General features: G+C 69.9%; 11 protein-coding genes and 1 pseudogene. 9 read left to right on the plus strand and 3 right to left on the minus strand.

Annotation, left to right across the window (positions count from 1 at the left end):
• The first annotated feature begins 98 nt into the window (after positions 1-98).
• Both FVO59_RS07205 and FVO59_RS16625 read left to right on the plus strand, forming a co-directional pair.
• Complete coding sequence (locus tag FVO59_RS07205; RefSeq protein ID WP_182256093.1) at positions 99-884, plus strand: MerR family transcriptional regulator; 786 nt, start codon at positions 99-101, stop codon at positions 882-884.
• A gap of 144 nt (positions 885-1,028) precedes the next feature.
• Positions 1,029-2,414, plus strand: coding sequence for a flavin monoamine oxidase family protein (locus FVO59_RS16625; RefSeq protein WP_182256096.1), 1,386 nt, complete (start codon positions 1,029-1,031; stop codon positions 2,412-2,414).
• Here FVO59_RS16625 and FVO59_RS07215 read toward each other — a convergent pair.
• Entirely contained in the window at positions 2,338-3,087 is a 750-nt protein-coding gene (locus tag FVO59_RS07215) for a Pr6Pr family membrane protein (RefSeq protein ID WP_182256098.1), read from the minus strand. The genes FVO59_RS16625 and FVO59_RS07215 overlap by 77 nt on opposite strands.
• Positions 3,088-3,168: 81 nt before the next feature.
• Here FVO59_RS07215 and FVO59_RS07220 point away from each other — a divergent pair, with 81 nt between their 5' ends.
• The 5 genes and pseudogenes from FVO59_RS07220 to FVO59_RS07240 all read left to right on the plus strand — a co-directional run bounded on the left by FVO59_RS07220 (position 3,169) and on the right by FVO59_RS07240 (position 8,084).
• The gene (locus FVO59_RS07220; protein WP_259363490.1) at positions 3,169-3,558 is read left to right on the plus strand and encodes a fluoride efflux transporter FluC; all 390 of its coding nucleotides are present in this window, start codon (positions 3,169-3,171) and stop codon (positions 3,556-3,558) included.
• Positions 3,555-3,917, plus strand: a complete 363-nt coding sequence (locus tag FVO59_RS07225) for a fluoride efflux transporter FluC (RefSeq protein WP_182256102.1) — start codon at positions 3,555-3,557, stop codon at positions 3,915-3,917. The genes FVO59_RS07220 and FVO59_RS07225 overlap by 4 nt, the downstream gene beginning before the upstream one ends.
• A 73-nt stretch (positions 3,918-3,990) precedes the next feature.
• Entirely contained in the window at positions 3,991-4,563 is a 573-nt protein-coding gene (locus FVO59_RS07230; protein WP_182256104.1) for a TetR/AcrR family transcriptional regulator, read from the plus strand.
• A gap of 12 nt (positions 4,564-4,575) precedes the next feature.
• A pseudogene (locus tag FVO59_RS07235) lies at positions 4,576-7,712 on the plus strand (efflux RND transporter permease subunit); the annotation flags it as partial.
• Positions 7,713-7,922: 210 nt separating this feature from the next.
• Positions 7,923-8,084 carry a hypothetical protein gene (locus FVO59_RS07240; protein ID WP_182256108.1) on the plus strand — a complete coding sequence of 54 codons (162 nt, stop codon included), beginning with the start codon at positions 7,923-7,925 and terminating at the stop codon, positions 8,082-8,084.
• A gap of 345 nt (positions 8,085-8,429) precedes the next feature.
• Here the strand turns inward: FVO59_RS07240 and FVO59_RS07245 are convergent, their stop codons facing one another.
• Entirely contained in the window at positions 8,430-9,347 is a 918-nt protein-coding gene (locus FVO59_RS07245; RefSeq protein WP_182256110.1) for an aldose 1-epimerase family protein, read from the minus strand.
• Positions 9,348-9,589: 242 nt separating this feature from the next.
• On the opposite strand from FVO59_RS07245, the gene FVO59_RS07250 reads away from it, so the two are divergent.
• Both FVO59_RS07250 and FVO59_RS07255 read left to right on the plus strand, forming a co-directional pair.
• Positions 9,590-11,965 carry a DEAD/DEAH box helicase gene (locus FVO59_RS07250; RefSeq protein ID WP_182256112.1) on the plus strand — a complete coding sequence of 792 codons (2,376 nt, stop codon included), beginning with the start codon at positions 9,590-9,592 and terminating at the stop codon, positions 11,963-11,965.
• 144 nt (positions 11,966-12,109) lie between these two features.
• Positions 12,110-12,289, plus strand: a complete 180-nt coding sequence (locus tag FVO59_RS07255) for an antitermination protein NusB (protein WP_182256114.1) — start codon at positions 12,110-12,112, stop codon at positions 12,287-12,289.
• 19 nt (positions 12,290-12,308) lie between these two features.
• On the opposite strand, the gene FVO59_RS07260 is transcribed toward FVO59_RS07255, so the two are convergent.
• Entirely contained in the window at positions 12,309-13,820 is a 1,512-nt protein-coding gene (locus FVO59_RS07260; RefSeq protein WP_182256116.1) for an Rv2578c family radical SAM protein, read from the minus strand.
• Positions 13,821-13,955: the final 135 nt, after the last annotated feature.

Consider the following 13,955-nt stretch of genomic DNA (forward strand, 5'->3'; position numbering starts at 1 on the left):
CGATATATCTCGATTTGTGCCTGGCAATGCGCTGAACGCCGTTTGACCTTGACGCAACGTCAACTTCTACGGTGGAGTCATCGACGAGAGGAGACGTCATGGACTGGTCGATCCAGGAGATCGCCCGGCTGGCGGGGACGACGAGCCGCACGCTGCGTCACTACGACGACATCGGACTGCTCGCGCCGTCGCGCATCGCGCACAACGGATACCGGCACTACGACCAGGCGGCGCTCGTGCGCCTGCAGCGCATCCTCCTGCTGCGCGAGCTCGGGCTCGGTCTTCCGCAGATCGCCGAGGTCCTGAACCCGTCCGTGGGATCAGGACGCCGCGCAGAGGCATCCGCCCTCGAGACGCATCTCGCCTGGCTGCGCCAGGAGCAGCAGCGGATGCTGCGCCAGATCGCGTCCGTCGAGAACACCATCAACGCATTGAGAGAAGGAGAAGAGATCATGGCCGAGAACATGTTCGACGGCTTCGACCACACGCAGTACAAGGACGAGGTCGAACAGCGCTGGGGAAAGAACGCCTACGCCGACAGCGACCGCTGGTGGCGCGGCATGAGCGCCGACGAGCGCAGCGCATGGCAGCAGCGCGTCGCCGATCTTGGTCGCGACTGGATCGCCGCCGCCGAGAGCGGCGTCGACCCGGAATCGGATGAGGCGCAGGACATCGCCCGTCGTCACGTCGAGTGGCTCACCGGCATTCCCGGCACCCCGGCATCCGTCCCCGGTGGCGACGTGAAGACGTACGTGATCGGGCTCGGCGAGATGTACGTCGCCGACCCGCGATTCGGGGCCAACTACGCCACCGGCGACGGCGGCACCGCCGGCGCCGAGTTCGTGCGCGACGCGCTGCGCGTCTACGCCGAGGCGAACCTGTAAGGCACCCGCCCCGAGGGTTCTCGCGCCGCACGTTCGGGAGGGGTTCGCAGGCTCGGGAGGGAGCTCGTGTGTCTGGGCTCCTCCCTTGCGTGCGTTCTCCGCCCGAGCGCGCGTGCGTATCCCGCGGGTAGTCTGGCAGGCACGATGAGCATCACGCGCCGCACCCTGCTCGTCGGCGCCGGAGCGGGCGCCGTCGGACTGCTGCTCGCCGCCTGCACGCCCGAGCCCCAGCCCGCACCGACGCGCACCAAGACCCCAGGGCCCAGGCCCACGGCTCCGTCGGCTGTGCCGGCGCCGGCCGGCTGGCTGCGCAGCACCTGGGCCACCGATCCCTACTCGTTCGGGTCGATCAGCTACCTGCCCGTCGGCGCCGACCCAGGTGAGCGCGAGCGGCTCGCCGAGCCGGTGCTCGACCGCGTGTTCTTCGCGGGCGAGGCCGTCGACACCGCGAATCCCGGCACCGTGATCGGCGCGGTCGACGCCGCGCGCCGCGCCGCGCTCGCCCTCATCGCCAGCGCCGGCGACACCGAGCGGATCGCCGTGGTCGGCGCGGGTGCCGCGGGCGTGATCGCCGCCCGGATGCTGGCGGATGCCGGCCACGACGTCACCGTGTTCGAGGCCCGCGAGCGGCTCGGCGGACGCATCCGCAGCGAGGTCGATGACGAGCAGTGGCCGATCCCGCCGCAGCTGGGCGCCTGGCTGCTCGGCGGCGACGAGCTCACCGCCCTCGGCGACCGGCTCGTCGACATCGGCGATCGCACATTGACGCTCGACGCGCCGACGGCGCGGACAGCCGACGGCGAGGCGCCGGCGGTCGACGGCACCGCCGTGGCCCAGGCCGTCCAGAGCGCCGAGTCGCAGGCATCCGACCTGCCCATCATCGACGCCCTCATCGCGAGTGGCGCCGACCCCGAAGACCCGGCGCTCGCCGCATCCCTCGGCTGGATGGCGGCGATGACCGGCGCCGACCCGGCGCGAGCCTCGAGCTGGTACCCGCCCGCGTTCCCCGCCGACGCCGTGCACGGGGTGATCGGCGATCTGGACGCCTTCCTGAACGAGCACCTCGACGGGCTCGACGTCACCACCGCGTCGCCCGTCGTGCGCATCGCCTACGACGACAGAGGCGTGAGCCTGCGCCTGGGCACAGGGGAGGCGCTCTCATACGACCGCGTGATCGTCACGGCGCCGCTCGGCGTGCTGCAGAAGCAGGGCATCGAGTTCGCCCCCGCCCTGCCGTTCTCGCACCGCGGTGCGATCTCGGCGCTGGCATCCGGTTTCGTCGAGACGGTCTGGATGCGCTTCGACGAGGCGTTCTGGACGACCGAGGCGACGATCTGGCACGTCGTGGGAGGCGACGCGGTGATCCGCACCTGGCTCAATCTGCAGCCCTTCACCGGGGAGCCCGTTCTCGTCGGGCTCGTCGGCGGCCCGGAGGCCGAGCAGTTCGCCGATCTCAGCGAGCGCGACGCGACGATCGCCGCGCGCGCATCGCTTGTCTTCTTCGCAGAGCCGCCAGAGGACGAGGGCTGATCTCACCCCACGGCGGAACGGTCGGGCGCACGCGGCTGAGCAGCACGAGGCCGGAGGCGACCGCCGCGAAGATCGACAGCGCGAGGGCACAGCTGAGCACCATCTCGCCCAGGCCAGACACCTGCCTCAGATCGAGGAAGTAGTACGGATACCAGCCGATCAGGCTGCCGCGCCAGATCGTGAACACACCCCACAGCAGCGGGTAGAGCAGCACGAACGGAACGACCCGCCACGACGCCGCGCGGCGCCCGGGGCCGAACACCCATGCGACGATCGTCCACGCGGGCAGCACGAAATGCAGCATGACGTCGGACCAGGGCACCGTGATCGGGATGCCCCTCTCGCCGGCCTGCCAGACGATGAGCCCGAAGGCGAGGCCCGCCGTGATCGTCCAGCTCAGCACGAGCGCCCGCGCGGTGGTCAGCCAGCCCGGATCCTCGTCGTGGCGCAGCGCGATCACCCCTGCGACGACCGCAAGCGCGGCGAACGCCGTGTTCGACTGGATCGTCAAGTACGCGAAGAAGTTGGCGCCGGCGAGCGTCTGAGAGCCCATACCCCACAGCATGCGGTGCACGAGCGCCGCGATGCACACGGCCGCGGTCAGCAGACGCGACCAGCCGAAGATCCTTCGCGTGAGCACTCGAGCGTCGTCCTCCCGGCGGTGCAGCGGCATCGGGAGCGGAGCCGCACCGCCATCTCGAGTCTATGCATGCGCGGCGCGGAGGCTCCCGAGCGCGCGACTAGAGTGACGCAGGTGAGCACCCCACCGCCTGCGAGCACCGTGCTGCGTCGAGCCGCGCTCGCCGCGACGGGTGGTGCCGTCGGCACCGCCGCGCGGCTGGGGCTCGGGATGCTGATCACCGGCGCCCCCTCAGCCGTGCTGACGGTCAACATCGTCGGCGCGCTGCTGCTGGGCGTCCTGACGGCTCGTCTTCCCTCCGGCGACCTGCGGATCCTGCTCGGCACCGGCCTGCTCGGCGGCTTCACCACCTACAGCGCCTTCGCGGTCGACGGCGTGGAGCTGTGGGAGGCGTCGCCGCTGCTCGCCGTCGGGTACATCGCCGTGAGCCTCGCAGGAGGACTCCTCGCGGCGTGGCTGGGCCTGCGTCTCGGGGGCGCGCTGGGCCGCAGGAGCGCGTCGTGAGCCCTCTCGTGTTCCTGCTCGCCTCGGCGTGCGGCGGGCTCGGAGCGGCCACGCGATACCTGGTCGACATCGGCGTGGCGCGTCTGACCGGATCGCGATTCCCGTGGGGAGTGATGGTGATCAACATCACCGGCTCGCTGCTGCTGGGGGTGGTGATCGGGATGCTTCCCGGCGCGGCCCTCGTGGTGGGCGGGGGGTTCCTCGGCGGCTACACGACCTTCAGCACGGCGATGATCGATGCGATCTCGCTGTGGCGCGACGGCGAGCAGCGGGCCGCCGTCTTCGACGTCGTCGGCATGCTGGTGCTCTCGCTCGCCGCGGCCGGCGCCGGTCTCGCACTCGGCGGCGCTCTGGGCTGAGGGTCTGCCAGTCGGGGCACAGGTTCGCGGGACCATAATGTACAGACGTACATCTTCGATGCGGGGAGGGGCCATGAGCGATTCGCCACGTCGCCGCCGCGACCCCGAGGCGCGCCGTCGCGAGATCATCGCGGCCGCCGCCGAGCTGATCGTCGAGGTGGGGGTCAATGCCGTCACGCACCGCCTCATCGCAGCCCGTGCCGGCGTGCCGCTCGGCGCCACCACCCAGTACTTCGCCACGCTCGACGACCTGCGCTCCGAGGCGCTGCACCACCTGGTCACCGGGGTCGACGCCCGCATCGACGGCATCCGCTCGGCGCTCGAGCAGCACGGCGCGACCCCCGCCGTGCTCACCGACCTCCTCGTGCAGGGCCTCGCCGATGCCCGCGCGCTCGAGGCCGACCGCGCCGTCGTCACCGCCGCGGTCGACGATCCGCAGCTGCGCGCGCTCGCCCGCCGGTGGTCCGAGCGGATGGTCGGCTTCCTCGTGCCCGCGTACGGCATCGAGCGGGCCACCGCGGCATCCGTGTTCATCGACGGCGTGCTCTGGCACGCCCGCATCCATGACGAGACCCTGAACGCCGGCCTGATCGAGGGTGCGCTCACGCGCATCCTCGGAACCGAATCCACGACCACGAGCGACTGAAAGAGCACCCGCGTGTCGAACCTCGCCACCCTCAGCCTGCGCAACCGCGCACTCATCGCGCTGATCACCATCGTCTCCGCCGTCTTCGGCGGCCTGGCTCTCACCAACCTCAAGCAGGAGCTGATCCCCTCGCTCGAGCTGCCGGCACTGGTCGTCATGACCACCTACCCCGGTGCCTCGCCCGAGGTCGTCGAGAACGACGTCTCGACGCCGATCGAGAACGCGATCCAGGGGGTGCCCGGGCTCGAGTCGAGCAGCGCGACGAGCACGACGAATGCCTCGATCGTGCAGGCGATGTTCGCCTACGGCACCGACCTCGCCACCGCCGAGCAGAAGATGCAGCAGGCCATCAACCGCATCTCACAGCAGCTGCCGGAGGACGTCAGCCCGCAGGTGCTCAGCGTCTCGATCGACGACTTCCCCGTCATCCAGATCGCGGTCACCGGGTTCGGCGACTCCGAGACCGCGCAGCAGGATCTCGAGACGACCGTCATCCCCGATCTCGAGGACGTCGACGGCGTCAACGCCGCGCAGATCGTCGGCGGTGTCGGGCAGCGCATCACGATCACTCCCGACGCGGCGAAGCTCGCGGCGGCGCGGCAGACCCCCCAGGCGATCGGGCAGGCGCTTCAGCAGAACGGCGTGCTGCTTCCCGGCGGCGACATCACCGACGGCGATGAGACGCTCACCGTGCAGTCGGGCGCGAAGCTGTCCTCGGCCGATGATGTCGCGGCCCTGCCGCTCAGCGGGTCCGACGTCACGATCGGCGACGTCGCCGACGTCGAGCAGGTCGCAGACCCCGTCACCTCCATCTCCCGTGTCGACGGAGAGGACGCCCTGTCGATCGCGGTCACGAAGCTGCCGGCGGCGAACACCGTCGAGGTCTCGCATGGCGTGCTGGCCGCGCTCGACGAGCTCAGCGAAGCCTTTCCCGATGCCGAGTTCACCGTGATCTTCGACCAGGCGCCGTACATCCAGCAGTCGATCGAGACGCTCGCGACCGAGGGCATGCTGGGGCTCGCGTTCGCCGTCATCGTGATCCTCGTGTTCCTGCTCTCGATCCGCTCGACGCTCGTCACGGCGATCTCCATCCCCACGAGCGTGCTGATCACGTTCATCGGGCTGCAGGCGTTCGGATACTCGCTCAACGTTCTGACGCTCGGTGCGCTCACCATCGCCATCGGACGCGTCGTCGACGACTCGATCGTCGTGATCGAGAACATCAAGAGGCACTACGTCGAGGGTGCCGACAAGGGCGACGCGATCCGCCTGGCCGTGCGCGAGGTGGCATCCGCCATCACCGCGTCGACGATCACCACCGTCGCGGTCTTCCTGCCGATCGTGTTCGTCGGCGACATGGTCGGAGAGCTGTTCCGTCCGTTCGCGATGACCGTCACGATCGCGATGGTCGCCTCGCTGCTGGTGGCACTGACGATCGTGCCGGTGCTGGCGTACTGGTTCCTGCGGCCCGGCAAGCCGCTGGTCGCCGAGGACGGCTCGCGGATCGATCCCGAGCATCCGGATGCCCCGCCCACGCCCCTGCAGCGGATGTACCGGCCGATCCTCGGCTGGACGCTGAAGCACTCGGCCACGACGGTCGTGCTCGCCGTGGTCGTGCTCGCCGGAACCCTGGCCGCGGCGCCCCTGATGAAGATCAACTTCCTCAGCGACTCCGGGCAGAACACCATGACCGTCACCCAGGAGATCGGCGAGACCGCCAGCCTGGAGGCGAAGTCCGAGGCTGCGAAGAAGGTCGAGAAGGCCCTCGACGGCGTCGACGGCATCACGCACGTGCAGGCCTCCATCGGATCGAGCGGCTCGGCGCTGCGCGACGCGTTCTCCGGCGGCGCCGGCATCACCTACTCCATCCAGACCAGCGACGACGCCGACCAGGAGCAGCTGCGCGCCGAGGTGCAGAAGAAGGTCGACGAGCTCGATGGCGCAGGAGAGATCACGGTCGCGGCCAGCTCGGGCGGCTTCGGATCGAGCGACATCGAGATCACCGTGACCGCGCCCAACGCCGATGACCTGCAGTCGGGCACCGACGCGCTCATGGACGAGCTCGACGGACGGGACGGCATCGGCCAGGTCACGAACAACCTCTCCGCCTCGCTGCCGTACATCGCCGTGGTCGTCGATCGCGAGGCCGCCGCGGCACGCGGGCTGTCGGAGATCGCGGTCGGGTCGATCGTGTCGAACACGATGCGCCCGCAGCAGATCGGCTCGGTCGAGGTCGACGACTCGGCGCTCACGGTGTACCTCGTCGACCCCGAGCCTCCGGCATCCGTCGACGCGCTGAAGGAGCTCACGATCCCGACGGCGACCGGGCCCGTGCCGCTGAAGGAGCTCGCAGTGGTCGAGCAGCGCGACGGCCCGACCTCGATCTCCACCGAGCAGGGACGCCGCACGGCGACGATCACCGTGCCCCCTGCGTCCGACGATCTCGCCGTCGCCACCGCGTCGGTCGCGGCAGCCCTCGACGCGGTCGACCTGCCCGACGGTGCGCGCGCCGAGATCGGCGGCGTCGCAGAGCAGCAGACCGAGTCGTTCTCGCAGCTCGGGCTCGCGATGCTGGCCGCGATCCTCATCGTCTACGTGGTGATGGTCGCGACGTTCAAGTCGCTGCGCCAGCCCCTGCTGCTGCTCGTGTCGGTGCCGTTCGCGGCGACCGGCGCGATCCTGCTGCAGATCGTCACGGGTGTGCCGCTGGGCGTCGCCTCGCTGATCGGCGTGCTCATGCTGATCGGCATCGTTGTGACGAACGCCATCGTGCTCGTCGACCTGGTCAACCAGTACCGCGAGAAGGGGCTGTCGACGCCAGAAGCGGTGATGGCGGGCGGTGAGAAGCGTCTGCGCCCCATTCTCATGACGGCACTCGCGACGATCTTCGCGCTCACGCCGATGGCGCTGGGCATCACCGGGCACGGCGGCTTCATCTCGCAGCCGCTCGCGATCGTCGTCATCGGCGGCCTCGTGTCGTCGACCGTGCTGACGCTCATCGTGCTGCCCACGCTCTACAACCTCGTCGAGGGGCGAAGGAGCGTCGTGCGGCCAGACGCGCGGCTGGCGGGGGCGACGACGGACCCGCTGGCGGGGAGCCGGGTGACGGCCAGGAAGGCCCGACGCCGGCTGGCACGGGTGCCGCCGCGGACGCTGCGGCGGCCGCGCCTGTCGCGGACATTTCGGATGCTCCTGCCGCACCGGCACAGGCTGAGGCGGCGCCGACCTCGGCGGCTGCGCCCGGGGGAGCGGCGGCTGCGCCCGGGGGAGCGGGGACTGCGCACGCGACAGCGGAGACTCCGGCTCCGGCCACGGCGACCGTCGTCGTCCCCGCCGAACCGCGTGCGAACGATCCGATGATGGCCGCCGCTGCTGCGGCGTCAGCGGCGGCGGCAGCCGCATCGGCCGCTGCGGCTGCGGCGTCCGTGTTCGCCACCGCGATCGCAGAGGGCGGCGAGCATCATCCGACGCGCCGTGAGCTGCGCTCGCGCGGTCTGCCGCCGGCGAATCAGGTCGACTGAGCACGCTCGACGCGCCCATCGAGATGGGAAACGCTGGTGGGCAGTATCCGGTACGGGCGTTTTCCGTCTGGGAGGCTGCCGGCCGGATGGGAAACGCCGGTGCGCAGCATCCGGGACCGGCGTTTTCCGTCTGCGAGGCTGGCGGCCGGCTGGGAAACGCTGGTGGGCAGCGTCCGGTACCGGCGTTTTCGGTCTGCGAGGCTGGCGGCCGGGTGGGGAACGCGGGTGGGCAGCATCCGGGACCGGCGTTTTCCGTCTGCGAGGCTGGCGGCCGGATGGGAAACGCTGGTGGGCAGCATCCGGTACCGGCGTTTTCCGTCTGCAGGCTCAGCAGCCGGGGCGGAGTCAGGAGAAGCGGATGCCCCACTCCAGCGTCCACGATTCGCCCTCGGCGAGCCGGCGCAGCCCGCGACCCGAGTTGAACGCCTCGGCCGGCGCGGTCATCGGCTCTATCGCCACCGCGAGCGGCTGGCCGGGGTACTTCACGGTCGTGAACGCCTGCGTGTAGTCGAAGCCGGGGCCCTGCTGCAGCGTCACCGCCCGGCCATCCGGGGCGGTCAGCGTCGTGCGCACGAACCCGTCGGCGTCGCGGTGCAGGTTCGCATATCCCGTGTCGAGCTGCACGTCGCCGAGGCGACGGCCCTCGCGAAGGTCGGTTCCCATGGCGACGGGGCTCTCGCCGACGGGCAGCATCCGGTCGTCGGTCTCGAAGTAGGTCTCGGCCGGCAGACGAAGCACCAGCTCGCGCGCGTCGACGCCGCCGATCACGAAGAAGGGATGCGTGCCGAGCGCCACCGGAGCGGGGTCGACCGAGTGGTTCGTCAGGGTGTGCGTGACGTCGATCCCGGCATCCGTGAGCGCGTACGTGACCGAGGTCGCGACGAGGTACGGGTACCCGGTCTGCGGCACGACGGTCGCCGCGAGCGTGACCGACTCGTCGGTGTGCTCGGCGATCTCGTAGGCGGTGAAGCGCAGCAGCCCATGGCTGGCGTTGCGGAACTTCGGCTCCGTCACGGCGAGAGCGCGCTCGATGTCGCCGTCCTGCCAGACGCCGTCGCGGATGCGGTTCGGCCACGGTGCGAGCACCACGCCCGAGCACGACGGCGTCGGCTGATCGGACGGGTACGGCGGAACGATCTCGACGCCGCCGACCGTCAGATGGCGCAGGGATGCGGCGACCTGTGCGATCTGCGCGGTCACGTCGCCGCGTCGAAGGTGGATCTGGACGCCGGTGGGGGAGTCGAACACGTCATCAAGGGGCATGTCGCCATCGTACGGCGGGCACACTCCCAGCAAAGCCCGGTATTCTGGAGGGAGTCGGCTTCGGGCACCCGCGTCATGCGGTTTCTTCCGAGCACTGCTCATTGTGAGCCCAGGGGCCGATGGTTCATAACCATCACATGAATGGCCCCGGCCGACGGATGCCCGGGTATGTCCCACGCGCGCTGATCTCTGTGCCCGCGGAAGGGACGCTGTTCTCGTGTCAGAGACAGTCAGGAAACACCATGCCCAAGAACGGCAAGCCCAAGGGCGGACGCCCCTCCCGCAACTTCGAGCCGCGATACGCCAAGAAGACCTCGTTCCACGACCGCCATGCAGGCGGACGCCCGTCGCGCGACGACGATCGCCGGACCGACGGCGGCGACCGCCGCTCGTTCTCGTCGGATGCCCGTGCCGACCGTCGCCCCGGCAGCGTCAGCCCGAAGCACCGCGGCTACCGCGCGGCCGACACCGAGGGCTCGGCGCCCAAGGGACGCTGGTCTGACGCTCAGCGTGCAGGCCGCGACGAGGCCCGCTCCATCCGCAACCGAGCCGAGTCCGGCCGCCGTGAGGCCCCGCACCACCGAGCTGATCGCGACGACCGCGGTGGACGCGGCTTCGACCGCGGCGACCGGTTCGGTCGTGACGCGCGTCCGGCGCGCGACGACCGGTTCGGCCGGGATGCGCGTTCCGCGCGCGACGACCGGTTCGGTCGCGATGCGCGCCCGGCGCGTGACGACCGCGGTTACGGCCGCAACGACCGTTTCGACCGGGACGCCCGTCCTGCACGGGGCGACCGCTTCGACCGCGATGCGCGCCCGGCGCGCGACGAGCGCGGCGGGTTCGAGCGTCGTGGCGGTTTCGACCGTGACTCTCGCCCGACACGTGACGACCGTGGCGGTCATGGCCGCAGCGACCGCTTCGACCGCGACTCTCGCCCGGCACGTGATGACCGTGGCGGTTTTGGCCGCAGCGACCGGTTCGACCGTGATGCCCGTCCGTCGCGTGCCGATCGCTTCGACCGCAGCGAGCGCCCCGCACGTGATGACCGTGGCGGTTTTGGCCGCCCGGCCCGCTTCGACCGTGACGCTCGTCCTGCCCGTGACGACCGTGGTGGCTACGGCCGCAGTGACCGGTTCGACCGCGATTCGCGCCCCGCGCGCGACGCGCGCTTCGACCGCGGCTCGCGTCCGGCCCGCGACGACCGCCGCGACGGATCCGACCGCGCCGAGCGCCCGCGCTTCGACCGCTCCGAGCGTCCCGCACGTCAGAGCCGTGACATCCGCCCGAATCGCAGCGACTGGAACGCGACATCTACCGCCAAGACGCACGACGACCACGTCGACGTCGTGCACGAGCGGCTCGAGGCAGAGGCCGTGCAGGCCACCGAGGTCGCCGATGTGACCTTCGGCGACCTGGGACTCGGGTCGAACATCGTCGAGATCCTGAAGAACATGGGCGCCGAGACCCCCTTCCCGATCCAGGCGGCCACGATCCCCAGCATCCTCGAGGGCCGTGACGTGCTGGGGCGCGGACGCACCGGCTCTGGCAAGACGATCGCGTTCGGCGCGCCCCTGGTCGAGAGCATCCTGCTGTCGCAGAAGGGCAAGCGCCGCGAGATCGGCCGCAAGCCCCGCGCGATCATCCTCGCGCCGACCCGCGAGCTCGCCCTTCAGATCGACCGCACCGTGCAGCCGATCGCTCGCAGCGTCGGCCTGTTCACCACGCAGATCTACGGCGGCGTGCCCCAGGCGCGTCAGGTCGGCGCGCTGAACAAGGGCGTCGACATCATCATCGGCACCCCCGGTCGTATCGAAGACCTCATCGAGCAGCGCAAGCTCGACCTCTCCGAGATCCGCATCGCCGTGCTCGACGAGGCCGACCACATGGCAGAGCTCGGCTTCGCCGAGCCCGTGCAGCGCATCCTGCGCAAGACCGGCACCGCCCTTGGGCAGGCTCAGGAACCGGGTATCTCACGCAGTCAGAAGCTGCTGTTCTCGGCGACGCTCGATCGCGAGGTCGCCGCGATCGTCGACGAGTTCCTCGTTGATCCGGCCGTCTACGAGGTCGCGGGTGAAGATCAGGACTCGAGCACGATCGACCACCGCGTGCTCGTGATCGAGCACCGCGACAAGGCCGAGGTGCTCACCTCGCTCGTCGACCGCGACGGCCAGACGCTGGTCTTCGCGCGCACCCGCGCCTACGCCGAGATGCTCGCCGAGCAGTTCGAGGATGCCGGCATCGCCGCCGTCTCGCTGCACGGTGACCTCAACCAGGCCAAGCGCACCCGCAACCTGCAGAAGCTGACCGCCGGCAAGGTGCAGGTGCTCGTCGCCACGGATGTCGCCGCCCGCGGCATCCACGTCGATGACATCGACCTCGTGGTGCAGGCCGACGCGCCCGACGAGTACAAGACCTACCTGCACCGTGCGGGCCGCACGGGCCGTGCCGGGCGCTCGGGCCGTGTGGTCACGCTGATCACCCGCCACCGTCGCCGCCGGATGGAGGATCTGCTCGGTCGTGCCGAGATCGACGCGCCGTTCGAGCAGGCGGCCCCCGGTGACGACGTGATCGAGGAGATCACCGGTCGGATGCCGTCGGAGGCCGAGCTCACCTCCTGAGCCCGTTCACGGTCCAGGCCCGTTCACGATACGAGCCCGTTCACGATCCAGGAGAGACCGCCGGGTCCGCGCCCCCACGGGGTGGGATTCCGGCGGTTTCTGCGTGATTCTCCTGAGTGATGCGCGGGGACATAGTCTGGGGTCATGGAGTGGCAGGGTTGGGCCGGAGCGGGGTGGGTGACGCTGGCAATGCTGGCCGCGGGGCTGGCGGGTGTTCAGGGACGCAGCAAGCTGTGGTGGTTCTTCGTGACGCTGCTGTTCGGACCCTTCGCGCTGTTCTTCCTCGTCATCTGGACCGAACCGCTGACGCGCCGCGAGCCGTAGCTCCCGGCATCGATCCCGCTCAGAAGAGCATGTCGGCCCGGGTGGTGCGGACGGATGCCGGAGCCGGACGCTCGCGCATGCGCCGGCCGCGCATGCTGTCGTTCTCCTCTTCGGAGCGGGCGTCGAGCCCGTGCGCGCGCATGAGCGGGCGGACCCGTCTGGCCAGCCACTGACGGTACGCCTTGGGAGCCTCGACCGAGACGCCCGGGTACAGACCGCGGTACGACGAGAGCAGTTCGGGATGCTCTCGCTCGAGCCATTGGAAGAACCACGGCTTCACGCCGGGGCGCAGGTGCAGCGATCCGTAGACGACGTGGTCGGCGCCGGACTGCCTGATGCGCCGCAGAGCCTCGTCGATGGCGGCGAGCGAGTCGGTGAGGTGCGGCAGCACGGGCATGAGGAACACACCGACCCTGAAGCCGGCGTCGCTGAGGGCCCGGACGGTGTCGAGTCGCGCCTGCGTGCTCGGCGTCCCCGGTTCGATGGCGTGCTGCAGAGCCTCGTCATACATCGCGATCGACATCTGGATGTCGATCGGCACCCGTTTCGCGGCTTCGACGAGCAGCGGGATGTCACGGCGGATCAGGGTTCCCTTGGTGAGGATCGACATCGGCGTGCCCGAGTCCGCGAGCGCCTGCACGATGCCGGGCATGAGCTTGTACCGCCCCTCGGCCCGCTGATACGGATCGGTGTTCGTGCCGAGCGCCACGGTCTCGTGCTTCCACGATCCACGCCGCAGCTCCCGCTGCAGCACCTCGACCACGTTCGTCTTCACGACGATCTGCGAATCGAAGTCCGCACCGCCGTCGAGGTCGAGGTACTCGTGCGTCCCTCGGGCGAAGCAGTTGTGGCTGATGACTCCGTTGGCGATGAAGTCGCCGGTGCCGGTCGTGATGTCGACGAGATCTCGCAGCCCTGGCACCGGATCGATGCTCACGACCCGAAGATCGGCGACCGTCTTCACGGCGTCGCCGTCTCTCGGACCCGGATGCCCGACGCCGAAGCCCATCAATCGGTCGTTCGATGTGAGGTGCGGACGCTGGCCTGCGTGCGCGTCTGCGACATGCTTCCATCCGCGGTCCGTGAGGAAGCGGTGATCGCCACTCGCGATCACCTGCGTTCCGTCTGCAAGCGTCACGCGGTATGAGGGCTTCTGGGTGGACCATCTCGCTTCGATGCGCGTCTTCACGTAGCGGCGATACGCCCCCCTGCGCCGTGTGCCGATGATCTCATCGCCGACTTCGAGGTCGGCCAGAGGGCGCTGCGAGCCGTCTGCGCAGAGCACGAGCGTGCTCGGATCCAGGCAGTACACGCATGCATGACTGCATCCGCGGTAGGGATTGATCGTCCAGCTGAACGGCATCTTCGAGGGGCCGGGCACCGAGTTCAGCGCCGACTTCGCAAGCACTTCATGGAAGGTCATGCCGGCGAACTCGGGAGTCGTCACCGAGCGGACGATGCCCGTGCGGCTCTCGAGACCGGGGAGGGCGTCCGCGTCCACGTCGCCGATCGCCTGGCCCTGCCACCTCATGACAACGATTAGAACATAGCAACGAAGAAAAGACAATCAGTTGTCGCGCGATATTCGTACAGCATGACTGTCGCTCGCCAGGGGTCTTGACTATCCCAATTCGTCGTGAGAACGTTTACAGTGGCGATGGGAACG

The organism is Microbacterium esteraromaticum, assembly GCF_014084045.1.
In the GTDB taxonomy this organism is placed as follows: Bacteria; Actinomycetota; Actinomycetes; order Actinomycetales; family Microbacteriaceae; genus Microbacterium; species Microbacterium esteraromaticum_D.